Below are 15120 nucleotides of genomic sequence, written 5' to 3'. Positions count from 1 at the left end.
GGCGGCCGGCCTCGCCGGGCGCGGTGCGCCGCCCGCGCGGCCTCAGCCCGGGGCCGCCGCGGCCTCCGGGCGGGCCCGGCGCATCGCCGCCTCGATCTCGGGCGCGGTGAAGCGCGGCGTGATGTGCTGCGGGCAGTTCCAGTCGAACCCCGCGACGCGCAGCACGGCGACGCGCTCGACCCGCGCCCGGTAGGGCGCGACGCCCACCGCCTCCGCGAGGTCGGGCCGCTCCGCCGCCTCGTGGAAGGAGAGGTGCCCGATCAGCTTGAGGCGGCGGCGCGCCGCGTAGTCCATGGCGAACAGGGACACCCGGTCGTCGGCCGCGACGTTGCCGGCGGTGAGGTACTGCCGGTTGCCGGCGAACTCCGCCCAGGCGAGGGTGTCGGGGTCGAGCACCCGCAGGAAGCCGGGCGGCCCGCCCCGGTGCTGGATGTAGGGCCAGCCCGTCTCCGAGACGCTCGCCAGGTAGACGCTGTCGCGTTCGGCCAGGAACGCCGCCTCGCGCTCGCTCAGGTGCGCGTCGGTCCGGGGCGCGTCGGCGAGCTGCGCCGGATCGGGGTAGGGCGAGCCGTGGCGGGCCTGGCTCGCCCGCACCGACGGGGTGAACAGGATGTCGAAGAAGCGTCGCATGGCCGGCCTCCGTCCCGGCCGCCCCGCGGGGCGGCCGGCGTCGCGACGGCCGCCCAACCCGGCGCCGTCCCCCGTCAGGTAGGCTGAGGCGCCGGGCGGCAGAAGCGCGCCGCCGCGGCACTCAGTCTTCCGGATCACGCAACGATCGGCGCCGCGGCGCCGTCGTCATGCCGCGCCTCGTCGAGCCAGGCCCGGGCCCGCACGAGGTCGCCCGGCGTGAGCCCGTGCCCGGCGAGCAGGGTCTCGTGGGTGACGGCGGCGCCCGCCGCGCGCAGCTGCGCGGCGAGCCGCGCGGCGTTGGCGGCCGGCACGACCGGGTCCGTGCGGCCCGAGAGGATCAGCACGGGCTCGCCCGCGAGGCGGACGTGCGGCGGCTCGGCGAGGGGCACCATGGCGCGCAGCAGGACCGCGCCGGCGAGGCTGCCGGGATGGAGCAGCAGCAGGGCCGCCGCGATGTTGGCGCCGTTCGAGAAGCCGACCGCGACCGGCGCGCCGATCCCGTAGGCCGCCCGCGCCTCGGCGACGAAGCCCGCGAGCGCGCCGGCGCGCCGGCGCAGGTCGTCCTCGTCGAACACGCCCTCCGCGAGGCGGCGGAAGAAGCGCGGCATGCCGTTCTCGACGACCGGCCCGCGGGGCGAGAGCAGGGCCGCGCCGGGCGACAAGGCGCGACCGAGGGGCAGGAGGTCGGCCTCGTCGCCCCCGGTGCCGTGCAGGAGGAGGAGCGGCGCGGTCCCGGCCGCGGCGGCCGGCTCGAACCGGTGGGTGAAGGAGAGGGCGGGCATGGCAGGGCTCCGTCTGGGGGGATGCGGGGGCGGCTTCTCGGCGCCGCCCCCTTCGGTCTGAGGCCGCCCGCGCTTCAGGCCAGGGCCGGCAGCACGCGCTCGATCTCGGCCCGGTGCGGCTCGAGGAAAGCGGGCAGCTTCAGGGCCTCGCCCAGGGAGGCCGCCGGCTCGTCGGCGGCGAAGCCGGGCGCATCCGTGGCGATTTCGAACAGCACGCCGCCGGGCTCGCGGAAGTAGATCGACCGGAAGTAGTTGCGGTCGCGCTGCTCGGTCACGTGGAGGCCGAGCGCGGCCGCGCGCTCGCCCATCGCGGCCTGGGCCGCGTCGTCGGCGGCCCGGAACGCGACGTGGTGGACCGACCCGACACCCTGCCGGCCCGGCAGGAAGTCGCCGACGGCCCGCAGGGTCACGAAGGCCCCGAGGGCGGCCTCGCCGCGGAAGCGGGCGAGCGCCCCCTCCCGGGCGACCTCCCGCAGGCCCATCACCCCGGTCAGGATTGCGGCGGTCGGGCCGGCCTCCCGCAGCATCAGGGTGACGCCGTGGAAGCCCCGGACCGCGTGCTCGGCCGGCACCTCGCCGCCCGCGTAGGCCGCCTCGGCCTCCGCCCCGGCGACGCCGACGAGCGCGAGACGCATCCCGTCGCGGTCGCGGAACGGCAGCACCGTCTCGCCGAACACCCGGGCCGGCGCCTCGAAGGGCACGCCGGCCGCCACCAGGCGGTGGGTCCAGTAGCCGATGGAGCCCTCCGGGACGCGGAACGCCGTCTCCTCGGCCTGACCGACGCCGACCCGCCCGGACCCGGCATTCTCCCAAGGGAAGAAGGTCAGGATGGTGCCGGGCGCCCCGGCCTCGTCGCCGTAATAGAGGTGGTAGGTGCCGGGATCGTCGAAGTTGACGGTCTTCTTGACCAGGCGCAGGCCGAGCACGCGGGTGTAGAAGTCGAGGTTGGCCCGGGCCGGGCCGGAGATCGCCGTGACGTGGTGAAGGCCGGTGAATGACATCGGGAAGACCCTCCTCGCCGGGGCCGCGACGGTGGCCCCTTTCGTTGCAGGCAATCTAGGGATTGCCCGCTCGGCGAAAAATAGAAACAATCGAAACTCATCGTTTCGGAATTTGCCGTCATGACGCCGCTGCCCGACTTCGAGGCCTGGGCCATCTTCGCCCGGGTGGCGCAATCCGCCACGTTCTCGCGCGCCGCCGCCGATCTCGGCCTCTCGAAAGCCACGGTGTCGAAGGCGGTGGCCCGGCTCGAGGCACGGCTCGGCACGAGCCTGCTGCACCGCACCTCGCGCCGCCTCGCCCTGACGGAGGCCGGCCGCGCCGCCCTCGACGGCGCCGCCCGCATCCTGGCGGCGGGCGTGGCGGCGGAGGCCGAGGCGACGGCCGAGGCCGGGGCGCCCCGGGGGCTCGTGCGGCTCGCGGCCCCGATGTCGTTCGGCCTCGCGCACGTGGCCCCGCTCCTGCCAGGCTTCCTCGCGGCCCACCCGGAGGTGGCGGTCGACCTGCACCTCAGCGACGCCCTGGTGGACCTCGTCGGCGGCGGGTTCGACCTCGGCCTGCGCATCGCCGCCCTGGCGGATTCGAGCCTGCGGGTGCGCCGCCTCTGCGCGGTGGGCCGCTCCCTCGTGGCGGCGCCCGCCTACCTCGCCCGCCACGGCCGGCCCGAGCACCCCCGCGACCTCGCCGGCCACGTCTGCCTCGGCTACGCCTACCTGCCGAACCCCGAGCGCTGGCACTTCGCCACGGCGGCGGGTGCCCAGGCCGTGATCACCCCGGCCGGGCGCCTGCGGGCCAACAACGCCGACGCGCTGACGCCGGCGCTGCGGGCCGGGCTCGGCCTCGCGGTGCAGCCCGATTTCCTGGCCTGGGACGACCTGCGGGCCGGGCGGCTCGAGCGGGTGATGCCGGACTGGAGCCCGCCGCCCGTCGCCCTCAACCTCGTGATGCCGCCCGGCGCCCTGCGGCCGGCCCGGGTCTCGGCGCTGATCGGCCACCTGGAGCAGCACCTCGCCGCGGCCCCCTGGGCCGCGCGCGGCGCCGCCTGAGCGCCGCCCCGGGGTTGCGCTCAGGCGGCGCCGGCCGGGGTGGAGGCGCCGCCTCTCGCGGCAAGCCCCGCAGCAAAGCGCCGCCGCGAAGCGCCGCCCGCGGAAAGCCGCGGGAGCGCCTGAAACCCCGGCGCGGATTGTGGCTTTACAAAGACCCGTGAATGCCTCTGCATGGCGGGAAGGGCGCCGGGACGGACGAGAGCTCGCGACGAGCGCCCACGAGGAAACGCGCGACCATCCATCCACGTCGGTCCGGAGGGTTCGATGACCAGTGCGGCTGCGTCCAACGCCCACGACACCCTGCAGAGCTTCATGGCGGCGAGCCGGAGCGTGCTCGACCAGTTCGGCAAGACGGTCGCCTCCGGCACGCCGATGCCCGGGACCGGCTGGCCCGGGAACCTCGCCGAGCCCTTCGTCCAGATGACGGCCCTGCAGCAGGCCTACCTCGAGCAGGTCGGCAGGATGTGGACCGACGCGCTGCACCACACCGTCGACACCTGGAATGCCGCCGTCACCCCGGCCCCGACCGACCGGCGCTTCAAGGCGCCCGGCTGGAACGACAGCTACTATCACCTCATCAAGCAGGCCTACCTCAGCAGCGCCAAGTACCTGCACGACTTCGTCGAGACCGCGCAGGTGGACGAGAAGACCCGGATCCGCCTGCGCTTCTACGCCCGCCAGTACACCGACGCGATGAGCCCGTCGAACTTTCCGGCCACGAACCCGGAGGTGATCGCCCGGGCGATCGAGACCCGGTGCGAGAGCCTGACGACCGGCCTCAACAACCTGATCGAGGACGTGGCCAAGGGCCGGATCTCGATGACCGACGAGGCGGCGTTCGAGGTCGGCGTCAACCTCGCGGTCACGCCGGGCGCCGTCGTGTTCGAGAACGAGATCTTCCAGCTCATCCACTACCGGCCGCGCACCGAGGAGGTCGAGGCGACCCCCCTCCTCGTCGTGCCGCCCTGCATCAACAAGTTCTACGTCCTCGACCTCGGCCCGGACAATTCCTTCGTGCGCTACGCCCTCGACCAGGGCCAGGCGGTGTTCCTGATGTCCTGGCGCAATCCGGGTCCCGACCAGGACCGCCTGTCCTGGGACGACTACATCGAGGAGGGCGTGATCCGGGCCCTCGACGTGGTGCGGGCCGTGGCCGGTGCCCGCCGCACCCACGCGCTCGGCTTCTGCGTCGGGGGCACGCTGCTCGGCTGCACGGCGGCGGTGCTGGCGGGGCGCGGCCGCGACGACCTCGCCAGCCTCACGCTCCTCACCACCATGCTGGACTTCGCCGACACCGGCGACATCGGCATCATGGTGGACGAGGCCTACGTGTCGAGCCGCGAGATGCTCATCGGGCGGGGCGGCCTGCTCGCCGGCAAGGAGCTCGCCTTCATCTTCTCGACCCTGCGGGCGAACGACCTGATCTGGAACTACGTCGTCAACAACTACCTCAAGGGAGCGACGCCGGACGCCTTCGACCTCCTGTACTGGAACGCCGACGCGGTGAACCTGCCCGGGCCGATGTACTGCTGGTACGTCCGCCACGCCTACCTGGAGAACGCGATCCGGGAGCCGGGCCGGACCGTGCAGGCCGGCACGCCGGTCGACCTCTCGCGCATCAGCGTGCCGGTCTACCTCCTGGCGGCCCGGGAGGACCACATCGTGCCCTGGCGCACCGCCTACGGCACCACCGGCCTCGTGGGCGGCCCGGTGCGCTTCGTGCTCGCGGCGAGCGGCCACATCGCGGGCGTGATCAACCCGGCCTCCCGCAACCGGCGCAGCCACTGGCTCAACGCCGAGCGCCCCGCCGACCCCGAGGCGTGGCTGGCCACGGCCGAGGAGACCCGCGGGAGCTGGTGGCCGGACTGGGCGGCGTGGATCGGGAACCTCTCGAGCGGCCGCGTGCCGGCGCCCCGGGAGCTCGGCGGCGCCGGTTTCGGGCCGATCGAGCCGGCGCCGGGCCGCTACGTCCGGGTGAACGCCGATTGATGGGGACGGAGCGGGATTCATCCGGGTTCCGGGGGGCGATGCCGCGAAACGGGCTCGCACGGGGTCCCGGCCGGCGTCTAAGCTCCGGCCGGGGCCCGAGATGGGAAGGCGTCCATGAAATTCCGCGTCGAAGTCGACTGCACCCCCCTGGAGGCCCGCCAGTTCGTCGGGCTCCCCAACGTGGAGCCCATGCAGGAGGCCGTGCTGGCCGAGGTCGAGCGGCGGATGCTGGCCGAGATGGACCGCTTCTCGCCCGACACCATCATGCGCAGCTGGTTCTCGCTGTTTCCCCAGAACGCCGAGCAGATGCAGGGCATGTTCATGAAGATGTTCCAGCAGGGCTTCGGCGGCGGGTCCCCGCCGGCGGCGAAGCCCGAGTAGGGCGGCCGCGCCCGCGGTTGCGGCCGCAGGCGCGGCCCCTATCTCCTGATGCGGGCCCGGTCCGGCCGGGACGGGCGGGCCCTCGCCCGGAATGCGGGCGGACGCGCGCCCGCGCGGTTGCGGAAGTCCGGACCGGAGCGGGGTCCGGGGTGCGGGGATCCGGACGCACAGATTTCCGGCCTGCGCGATTAAACCCTTGCGGTCTCTTGCAAAGTTACTAGCCTGAACCGTGGCACGAAAGGTGCTGACGGCGGGGCAGAACGGCCGTGCCGATCGACACGACCACACGGGAGGATGACGTGGAACGCAGTCGCGATCTCGACCCGGTCGAGACCCAGGAATGGCTCGACTCGCTCGACGGGGTGCTGGAGGTCGAGGGACCCGACCGGGCGCACTTCCTCATCGAGCAGGTGATCGAGGGGGCCCGCAAGAAGGGCGCGCCGGTCCCCTACTCGGCCAACACCGCCTACCTGAACACGATCCCGGTCGACAGGCAGGACCCCCACCCGGGCGACCGGGCGATCGAGCACCGCATCCGCTCGGCGATCCGCTGGAACGCCATCGCGATCATCCTGCGGGCCAACAAGGACTCGTCCGAGCTCGGCGGCCACATCGCGAGCTTCCAGTCCGCCGCGACGCTCTACGACACCGGCTTCATGCATTTCTGGCGCGGCGCCGGCCCGGAGCACGGCGGCGACCTGATCTACGTCCAGGGCCATTCCTCGCCCGGCATCTACGCCCGCGCCTTCCTGGAGGGGCGCCTCACCGAGGAGCAACTCTTCAGCTTCCGCCAGGAGGTCGGCGGCAAGGGCCTGTCGTCCTATCCCCATCCCTGGCTGATGCCGGATTTCTGGCAGTTCCCCACCGTCTCGATGGGCCTCGGCCCCCTGATGGCGATCTACCAGGCCCGCTACCTGCGCTACCTGCACCACCGCGGGCTCGCCCACACCGACGGCCGCAAGGTCTGGGCCTTCATGGGCGACGGCGAGATGGACGAGCCGGAATCCCTCGGCGCGATCTCCCTCGCCAGCCGCGAGAAGCTCGACAACCTCGTCTTCGTCATCAACTGCAACCTCCAGCGCCTCGACGGGCCGGTGCGCGGCAACGGCAAGATCGTCCAGGAGCTCGAGGCGAACTTCCGCGGCGCCGGCTGGAACGTCGTCAAGGTCCTGTGGGGGTCCGGCTGGGACGCGCTCCTGGCGCGCGACGCCTCGGGCATGCTGGCGCGCCTGATGGAGGAGTGCGTCGACGGCGAGTACCAGGACTTCAAGTCGAAGAACGGCGCCTACATCCGCGCGCACTTCTTCGGGAAGTACCCGGAGACCGCGGCCCTGGTGGCGGGCTGGAGCGACGACGACATCTGGCGGCTGACCCGCGGCGGCCACGACCCGAGCAAGGTCTTCGCCGCCTACAGCGCGGCCATGAAGCACAAGGGCCAGCCGACCCTGATCCTCGCCAAGACCGTCAAGGGCTACGGCATGGGCGAGGCCGGCGAGGGCCAGAACATCACCCATCAGCAGAAGAAGATGGGCGAGGCGGTGCTCAAGCAGTTCCGCGACCGCTTCCAGATCGACCTCACCGACGAGCAGCTCACCGAGATCCCGTTCATCCGCTTCCCCGAGGGCAGCCCCGAGCACCGCTACCTCAAGGCGCGCCGCGAGGCCCTCGGCGGCCCGCTGCCGGCCCGGCGGCGCAAGTCACAGGCGCTGGAGGTGCCGCCGCTCTCGGCCTTCGCGGCCCAGCTCAAGGAGACCGCCGGCCGCGAGATCTCCACCACCATGGCGTTCGTGCGGGTGCTGAACACGCTCCTGCGCGACAAGAACATCGGCAACCGCATCGTGCCGATCGTGCCCGACGAGAGCCGGACCTTCGGCATGGAGGGCATGTTCCGGCAGTTCGGCATCTTCAGCCAGGTCGGCCAGCTCTACCGGCCGGAGGATGCCAACCAGCTCATGTACTACCGGGAGGACGAGAAGGGGCAGATGCTCCAGGAGGGCATCAACGAGGCCGGCGCCATGTCCTCGTGGGTCGCGGCCGCGACCTCCTACTCGCACTCCGACGCGCCGACGATCCCGTTCTACATCTACTACTCGATGTTCGGCTTCCAGCGCGTCGGCGACCTCGCCTGGGCGGCGGGCGACATGCGGGCGCGGGGCTTCCTCATCGGCGGCACGGCCGGGCGCACCACGCTCAACGGCGAGGGGCTCCAGCACGAGGACGGCCACAGCCACCTGTTCTCGTCGACCATCCCGAACTGCGTCTCCTACGACCCGACCTTCTCGTACGAGGTGGCGGTGATCGTGCAGGACGGCCTGCGTCGGATGTACGCCGAGCAGGAGGACGTCTTCTACTACCTCACGGTGATGAACGAGAACTACGAGCATCCCGGCATGCCGGAGGGCGCCGAGGCCGGGATCCTCAAGGGCATGTACCTGTTCCGGGAGGGCCGGACCGGGAGCGGCCCGAGGGTCCAGCTCCTGGGCTCGGGCACGATCCTGCGCGAGGTGATCGCCGGGGCCGAGCTGCTGGAGCGGGATTTCGGCGTGAGCGCCGACATCTGGAGCTGCCCGAGCTTCACCGAACTGCGCCGCGACGCCATGGCGGCGGAGCGCTGGAACATGCTCCACCCGACCGAGGCGCCGCGGAAGTCCCACGTCGAGGCCTGCCTCGAGGGACGCGGCGGCCCGGTGATCGCCGCCACCGACTACATGCGCCTCTTCGCCGACCAGATCCGCACCTGGGTGCCGGGCCGCTACCGCGTGCTCGGGACGGACGGCTTCGGCCGCTCCGACTACCGGGTGCGCCTGCGCGACTTCTTCGAGGTGAACCGGCACTGGGTCGCGGTGGCGGCGCTCAAGAGCCTGGCCGAGGACGGCAAGGTCCCGGCCGCCAAGGTCGCGGAGGCGATCGCCGCCTACGGGCTCGACCCGGAGCGCCCGGCACCCTGGACCGTGTGACCGGGGGATCCCCCGCGCCGGGCCCGGCTCCCCCGGCGGGAACCCGGGTCCGCCACGGGACCGCGGATCCCCTCCGACCGCGGCGGGAGCGCGCCGGGGCGCCCGCGCGCCGGCACCGGGCGCGCGGCCTCGCCCCGGGCGCGGCCCGCGGGAGCCCGGGGATGCCGGCCCCGCCACGTCCCGGTCCGGGACAGGGGTTCGATCCTCTCCCGGCGTCCCGTCGCCCGCCTTTCAAGCCGATTTCCGCATTCGAGGGAGAGAACGCTGTGTCGATCGAGGTCAAGATTCCCGATATCGGCGACTTCAAGGAGATCCCGATCATCGAGATCCACGTGAAGGAGGGCGATTCCATCGGGCCGGACGACCCGCTGGTCTCGCTCGAATCCGACAAGGCCACCATGGAGGTGCCCTCGCCGTCGGCGGGCGTGGTCGAGAAGGTCCTGATCAAGCTCGGCGACAAGGTCAGCGAGGGCACGCCGCTCCTGCTGCTCAAGGGCGAGGGCGAAGCCAAGGCGAACGGCGCCGCGGCCCAGGCCCCTGCCCCGGCCCAGTCCCCGGCCCCGGCCCCGGCCCCGGCGCCCGCCGCCGACACCGCGGCCCTGATGCGCAAGCAGGAGCCGGACCCGGCCGCGCCGAGCGCCCCGGCGCCGGCGCCCGCGGCCTCGAGCATTCCGGACTTCTCGCAGGTCCACGCCAGCCCGGCGGTGCGCCGGCTCGCCCGCGAACTCGGGATCGACCTCACCGCCGTCAAGGGCACCGGCGAGAAGGGCCGCGTCACCAAGGAGGACGTGAAGGGCACGCTCACCCGCGCGGCGGCCCCGGCGGCCGGGGGCGCCGTGATGGCGTCCGGCGGCATGGGCATCCCGGAGATCCCGGCGGTCGACTTCACGAAGTTCGGGCCGACCGAGGTCCGCCCGCTGCCGCGGATCAAGAAGATCTCCGGCCCCCACCTGCACCGGGCCTGGCTCAACGTCCCGCTCGTCACCCACCAGGACGAGGCCGACATCACCGAGACCGACGCCTACCGCAAGGAGCTCGACACCGCCGGCAAGGAGAAGGGCTACCGGGTCACGCTGCTGGCCTTCCTGATCAAGGCCTCGGTCTCGGCCCTGCGCCAGCACCCCGAGTTCAACGCCTCGCTGAACCCGGAGAAGGACGCGCTGATCCTCAAGCGCTACTACAACGTCGGCGTCGCGGTCGACACGCCGGACGGCCTCGTGGTGCCGGTCGTCAAGGACGCCGACCGCAAGGGCATCGTCGAGATCAGCCAGGAGCTCGGCTCGCTCTCGAAGAAGGCCCGCGACGGCAAGCTCGGCAGCGCCGACATGCAGGGCGCGAGCTTCACGATCTCGTCGCTCGGCGGCATCGGCGGCACCGGCTTCACGCCCCTCGTCAACGCGCCGGAGGTCGCCATCCTGGGCGTCGTGCGCTCGAAGATGGCGCCGGTCTGGGACGGGTCCGAGTTCAAGCCGCGGCTGATGCTCCCGCTCTCGGTCTCGTACGATCACCGCGTGATCGACGGCGCCCTCGCGGCGCGCTTCACCCGCCACCTCGCCCACGTCCTGGAGGATGTCCGGCGCCTCGTCGTCTGACGGACACGGACGACCTTCCAGCCCAACGAGGTGACGCGATGAGCACGAACGAAGTCCGGCTGCCCGACATCGGCGACTTCAAGGACGTCCCGGTGATCGAGGTGAACGTCAAGCCCGGGGACCGGATCGGGGTGGACGACACCCTGATCGTCCTCGAATCCGACAAGGCGACGATGGACGTCCCCTCCCCGGTCTCCGGCACCGTGGCGGAGGTGACGATCAAGCCGGGGGACAAGGTCACGCAAGGGGACCTGATCCTGCGCCTCGAGGGCGCGGCCGCCGCCACCGGCGCGCCCAAGCCCGAGATCGGCGAGAAGGCCGCGCCGGTGGCGCAGGCCTCCAGGGCGGCTTCCGGGACTGCGGCCGCCGGGGGCGCGCCCGCGCACGCGCCGGGCGAGGGCCAGGCCGGCTACGGCTCCCCGGCCACGGCGGGCGGGAGCGGGGCCGCGGCGGCCGCGGCCCCGAGGGCCGCCGCCCCGGTCCCCGGCGAGGAGATGCGCGCGGAGGTTCTGGTGCTCGGCGCCGGGCCGGGGGGCTACACGGCGGCGTTCCGGGCCGCCGACCTCGGCAAGAAGGTGGTGCTGGTCGAGCGCTGGCCGATCCTCGGCGGGGTCTGCCTCAACGTCGGCTGCATCCCCTCGAAGGCGCTGCTGCACGCCGCCAAGGTCATCGACGAGAGCCACGCCATGGCGGCGCACGGCATCAGCTTCGCGGCGCCCCAGATCGACATCGACAAGCTCCGCACCTGGAAGGAGGGCGTGGTCAAGCGCCTGACCGGCGGCCTCGGGGGGCTGGCCAAGCAGCGCAAGGTGACGGTCGTCACCGGGACCGCCCGCTTCGTCAGCCCGCACCAGATCGAGGTGGAGCACGAGGGCGCGCGGCGCGTCATCGGGTTCGAGCGGGCCATCGTCGCGGCGGGCTCGGAGCCCATCCGGATGCCGTTCATCCCCCACGACGACCCGCGGGTGATCGATTCCACGGGTGCGCTCGAACTCGACGGCATCCCGGGGCGCCTGCTCGTCATCGGCGGGGGCATCATCGGGCTCGAGATGGCGACCGTCTACCACGCGCTCGGCGCGAAGGTGACCATCGTCGAGCTGATGGACCAGATCATCCCGGGCGCCGACAAGGACATCGTCACGCCCCTGATGAAGCGGATCAGCAAGCAGTACGAGGCGATCCACCTCAAGGCCAAGGTCACGAACGTCGAGGCGACCCCGGAGGGCCTGAAGGTGACCTTCGAGGGCGGCTCGGCGCCGGCGACCGACACGTTCGACAAGATCCTGGTCTCGGTCGGGCGGCGCCCGAACGGCCGGCTGATCGGGGCGGACGCCGCCGGCGTGATCGTGGACGAGCGCGGCTTCATCCCGGTCGACCGCCAGATGCGCACCAACGTGCCCCACATCTTCGCCATCGGGGACGTGGTCGGCCAGCCGATGCTGGCCCACAAGGCGACGCACGAGGGCAAGGTCGCGGCCGAGACGGCCTCGGGCCAGAACAGCTTCTTCGACGCCAAGGTGATCCCCTCCGTCGCCTACACCGACCCCGAGGTGGCCTGGGTCGGCCTCACCGAGAACGAGGCCAAGGCCAAGGGCATCAAGGTCGGCAAGGGCGTGTTCCCGTGGGCGGCGAGCGGGCGCTCGCTCTCCCTCGGCCGCGACGAGGGCCTCACCAAGGTGCTGTTCGACGAGGAGACCGACCGCATCGTCGGCTGCGGCATCGTCGGGCCCTCGGCCGGCGACCTCATCGCCGAGGCCGGGCTCGCCATCGAGATGGGGGCCGACGCCGAGGATATCGGGCTCACCATCCATCCCCACCCGACCCTGTCGGAGACGGTGGGCATGGCGGCCGAGGCCTTCGAGGGCACCATCACGGACCTCTACATGCCCAAGAAGAAGGCGCACTGAACCGAGGCGGGCGCGCTGAGCGCGACGGCCCGGCCTGCGCCGGGCCCGCGCCGGCGCGGGCGACGGAAGGGCGGTCCCGGCGCCGGCCGGGGCGCCCGCCCGCACGGGCCCGGTCGCAGGTGGGATCGACGAGACACACCAGCGGTCTACCGTGCCGAACCGGCCCCGCGCCGGATCGGCGAGAACCGGTCGCGCCCCCGGGCCACGCCCCGGGGGTGGCGCACGCCAACGACACCCCGAGGAGGAACGCCGTGGACGAGCAACTGGTGAAGGCCGCCCTCGACTATCATCGCTTCCCGACGCCCGGGAAGATAGCGGTCCTGCCGACCAAGGACATGACGACCCAGCGCGACCTCGCGCTCGCCTACTCGCCGGGCGTCGCCGCGGCCTGCCTCGCCATCGAGAAGGACCCGGCCCTGGCCTCGGAGCTGACCTCCCGCGGCAACCTCGTGGCGGTGATCTCGAACGGCACCGCGGTGCTGGGCCTCGGCAACATCGGGGCCCTCGCCGGCAAGCCCGTGATGGAGGGCAAGGGCTGCCTGTTCCGCAAGTTCGCCGGCATCGACGTGTTCGACATCGAGATCGACGAGACCGATCCCGACAAGCTCGTCGACATCATCGCGAGCCTGGAGCCGACCTTCGGGGGCATCAACCTCGAGGACATCAAGGCGCCGGAGTGCTTCGAGATCGAGACGCGCCTGCGGGAGCGCATGAAGATCCCGGTCTTCCACGACGACCAGCACGGCACCGCCATCATCGCGGCGGCCGCCATCCTCAACGGCCTCGAGGTGGTGGGCAAGCGCATCGAGGCGGTGCGCGTCGTGTGCTCGGGCGCCGGCGCGGCCGCCATCGCCTGCCTCAACCTGCTCGTGGGCCTGGGGCTGCGCAAGGAGAACGTCCTCGTCACGGACAGCCGCGGCGTCATCTACGAGGGGCGCAACAACCTCGACCCGCAGAAGGCGCAATACGCCCGGGCGACCGAGGCCCGCACCCTGGCGGACGCGGTGCCGGGCGCCGACATCTTCCTCGGCCTCTCGGCCGCCGGCGCGCTGACGCCCGGGATGGTCGAGGGCATGGCCGAGAAGCCCCTGATCCTGGCGCTGGCCAACCCCGAGCCCGAGATCCGGCCCGAGGCCGCCAGGGCCGTGCGTCCCGACGCGATCATCGCCACCGGCCGCTCGGACTACCCGAACCAGGTCAACAACGTCCTGTGCTTCCCGTTCATCTTCCGGGGCGCGCTCGACGTCGGCGCCACCACGATCAACGAGGCGATGAAGCTCGCCGCCGTCCGGGCGATCGCGGAGCTCGCCCGCGCCGAGCAATCGGACGTGGTCACGGCGGCCTACGGCACGCAGGAGATCGCCTTCGGGCCGGACTACCTGATCCCCCGGCCCTTCGACCCGCGGCTGATCACCCGGGTCGCCCCGGCGGTGGCGCTGGCGGCGACCGAGAGCGGCGTCGCGACCCGGCCGCTCCTTGACGTCGAGACCTACCGCCGCTCCCTCGAGCGCCTGGTCTACACCTCCGGCACCGTGATGCAGCCCGTCTTCGCCGCGGCGAGCGAGGCGGGCCGCGCCCGCATCGCCTACGCGGAGGGCGAGGACGACCGCATCCTGCGCGCCGCCCAGGTGGTGGTGGACGAGGGGCTGGCCCGGCCCCTGCTGGTCGGGCGGCCCGAGATGATCTCACAGAAGATGCGGGCCCTCGGCCTGCGCATCGAGACCGGCCGGGACGTCGACGTGCAGAGTCCCGACGACGAGGCCTTCCAGGCCGAGGCGGCGGAGGGCTACTACGCCCTGCGCAAGCGCCACGGCCTGTCCCGGGAGGTGGCCCGGGCCGAGGCGCGGCGCAACCCGACCCTCGTCGGCGCCATGCTGCTCCAGCTCGGCCGGGCCGACGGGCTCCTCTGCGGCGGCTACGGCTCCTACCACAGCCACCTGCGCCACGTGCGCGAGGTCATCGGCCGCGCCCCCGAGGTCCGGACCCTGACGGCGATGAGCCTGCTGCAACTGCCGCGGCACACGCTGTTCATCTGCGACCCCTACATCCACCTCGACCCGAGCGCCGAGGAGGTGGCCGGGATGACCCTGCTCGCGGCGGCCGAGATGCGCCGCTTCGGCCAGACCCCGCGGGTCGCCCTCGTGTCGCATTCGAGCTTCGGCACCGCCCGCAACGCGTCGGCGGCCAAGATGCGGGACGCCCTCGCGCTCATCACCGCCCGGGCGCCCGACCTCGAGGTCGAGGGCGAGATGCAGGCCGACGCGGCCCTCAGCCGGCCGCTCCTCGACCGGGTCTTCCCGGAATCGCGCCTGACCGGCGAGGCGAACCTCCTGGTGATGCCGAACCTCGACGCGGCCAACATCACCCTCAACGCCCTCAAGGTGGTGGCCGGCCAGGGCATCAGCGTCGGGCCGATCCTGCTCGGCGCGGCCAAGCCCGTCCACATCCTGACCCACACCACCACGGTGCGGGGCATCGTCAACATGACGGCGGTGACCGCGGTGGCGGCCGGGGCGCGGGCGGACGGGGGCCGCTGAGGCGGTCAGACCTGGTCGAAATCTACCGTCACCCGGCCCGTGACGGGCCGGGCCTGGCAGGTGAGTACGAACCCGGCCTCGACCTCCCAGGGCTCGAGGGAGTAGTTCACCGCCATCTCGACCGCGCCGTCCACCACCTTGGCGCGGCAGGTGCAGCACATGCCGCCCCGGCACGAGAACGGCAGGTCGAGCCCGGCCCGGATCGCGGCGTCGAGCACGGCCTCGCCCTCGGCGACCGGCACCTCGGTGGCGATGCCGTCGGTGATCACGGTGGCGCGCGCCGCCGGGGCGGCCGCGGCC

General features: G+C 72.9%; 11 protein-coding genes. 7 read left to right on the top strand and 4 right to left on the bottom strand.

The genetic code is table 11. The features are described from left to right. Window positions 1–42: 42 nt before the first annotated feature. From DT057_RS30065 to DT057_RS30055, 3 genes are all read right to left on the bottom strand, one after another. Entirely contained in the window at window positions 43–630 is a 588-nt protein-coding gene (locus DT057_RS30065; protein WP_128565735.1) for a pyridoxamine 5'-phosphate oxidase family protein, read from the bottom strand. A gap of 134 nt (window positions 631–764) precedes the next feature. After that, window positions 765–1412, bottom strand: a complete 648-nt coding sequence (locus DT057_RS30060; RefSeq protein WP_128565734.1) for an alpha/beta hydrolase — start codon at window positions 1410–1412, stop codon at window positions 765–767. 74 nt (window positions 1413–1486) lie between these two features. Beyond that, entirely contained in the window at window positions 1487–2413 is a 927-nt protein-coding gene (locus DT057_RS30055) for a ring-cleaving dioxygenase (RefSeq protein ID WP_128565733.1), read from the bottom strand. Between the two features lie 120 nt (window positions 2414–2533). On the opposite strand from DT057_RS30055, the gene DT057_RS30050 reads away from it, so the two are divergent. From DT057_RS30050 to DT057_RS30020, 7 genes are all read left to right on the top strand, one after another. After that, window positions 2534–3457: a LysR family transcriptional regulator gene (locus DT057_RS30050; RefSeq protein ID WP_128565732.1), complete on the top strand. Its 924-nt coding sequence runs from the start codon at window positions 2534–2536 to the stop codon at window positions 3455–3457. 264 nt (window positions 3458–3721) lie between these two features. Continuing rightward, the gene (locus DT057_RS30045) at window positions 3722–5446 is read left to right on the top strand and encodes a PHA/PHB synthase family protein (RefSeq protein ID WP_128565731.1); all 1725 of its coding nucleotides are present in this window, start codon (window positions 3722–3724) and stop codon (window positions 5444–5446) included. Window positions 5447–5560: 114 nt separating this feature from the next. Beyond that, the gene (locus DT057_RS30040) at window positions 5561–5827 is read left to right on the top strand and encodes a DUF6489 family protein (RefSeq protein WP_128565730.1); all 267 of its coding nucleotides are present in this window, start codon (window positions 5561–5563) and stop codon (window positions 5825–5827) included. 299 nt (window positions 5828–6126) lie between these two features. Next, window positions 6127–8784, top strand: a complete 2658-nt coding sequence (aceE, locus tag DT057_RS30035; RefSeq protein WP_128565729.1) for a pyruvate dehydrogenase (acetyl-transferring), homodimeric type — start codon at window positions 6127–6129, stop codon at window positions 8782–8784. 161 nt (window positions 8785–8945) lie between these two features. Further along, on the top strand, window positions 8946–10376 hold the full coding sequence (gene aceF, locus DT057_RS30030) for a dihydrolipoyllysine-residue acetyltransferase (protein WP_269152987.1): 1431 nt from the start codon (window positions 8946–8948) through the stop codon (window positions 10374–10376). Window positions 10377–10414: 38 nt separating this feature from the next. Beyond that, window positions 10415–12283 (top strand): dihydrolipoyl dehydrogenase, encoded by a 1869-nt coding sequence (gene lpdA, locus DT057_RS30025; protein WP_128565727.1) that lies wholly within the window; start codon window positions 10415–10417, stop codon window positions 12281–12283. Between the two features lie 251 nt (window positions 12284–12534). After that, the gene (locus DT057_RS30020; RefSeq protein ID WP_128565726.1) at window positions 12535–14820 is read left to right on the top strand and encodes an NADP-dependent malic enzyme; all 2286 of its coding nucleotides are present in this window, start codon (window positions 12535–12537) and stop codon (window positions 14818–14820) included. 5 nt (window positions 14821–14825) lie between these two features. On the opposite strand, the gene DT057_RS30015 is transcribed toward DT057_RS30020, so the two are convergent. Continuing rightward, a partial coding sequence (locus DT057_RS30015; protein WP_128565725.1) for a 2Fe-2S iron-sulfur cluster-binding protein occupies window positions 14826–15120 on the bottom strand: 295 nt, incomplete at its 5' end.

The organism is Methylobacterium crusticola (assembly GCF_003574465.1).
GTDB classification, from domain to species: Bacteria; Pseudomonadota; Alphaproteobacteria; order Rhizobiales; family Beijerinckiaceae; genus Methylobacterium; species Methylobacterium crusticola.
The sequence above is the reverse complement of the archived record's forward strand: the minus strand, read 5'-3'. Positions and strand labels throughout refer to the sequence as shown.

What these genes read in the sequence shown, in the direction of transcription:
- DT057_RS30065 (WP_128565735.1), bottom strand. Translation starts at nt 630, where the DNA reads ATGCGACGCTTCTTCGACATCCTGTTCACCCCGTCGGTGCGGGCGAGC.
- aceF (WP_269152987.1), top strand. Translation starts at nt 8,946, where the DNA reads ATGCCGGCCCCGCCACGTCCCGGTCCGGGACAGGGGTTCGATCCTCTC.
- DT057_RS30040 (WP_128565730.1), top strand. Translation starts at nt 5,561, where the DNA reads ATGAAATTCCGCGTCGAAGTCGACTGCACCCCCCTGGAGGCCCGCCAG.
- DT057_RS30050 (WP_128565732.1), top strand. Translation starts at nt 2,534, where the DNA reads ATGACGCCGCTGCCCGACTTCGAGGCCTGGGCCATCTTCGCCCGGGTG.
- DT057_RS30045 (WP_128565731.1), top strand. Translation starts at nt 3,722, where the DNA reads ATGACCAGTGCGGCTGCGTCCAACGCCCACGACACCCTGCAGAGCTTC.
- DT057_RS30060 (WP_128565734.1), bottom strand. Translation starts at nt 1,412, where the DNA reads ATGCCCGCCCTCTCCTTCACCCACCGGTTCGAGCCGGCCGCCGCGGCC.
- DT057_RS30055 (WP_128565733.1), bottom strand. Translation starts at nt 2,413, where the DNA reads ATGTCATTCACCGGCCTTCACCACGTCACGGCGATCTCCGGCCCGGCC.
- lpdA (WP_128565727.1), top strand. Translation starts at nt 10,415, where the DNA reads ATGAGCACGAACGAAGTCCGGCTGCCCGACATCGGCGACTTCAAGGAC.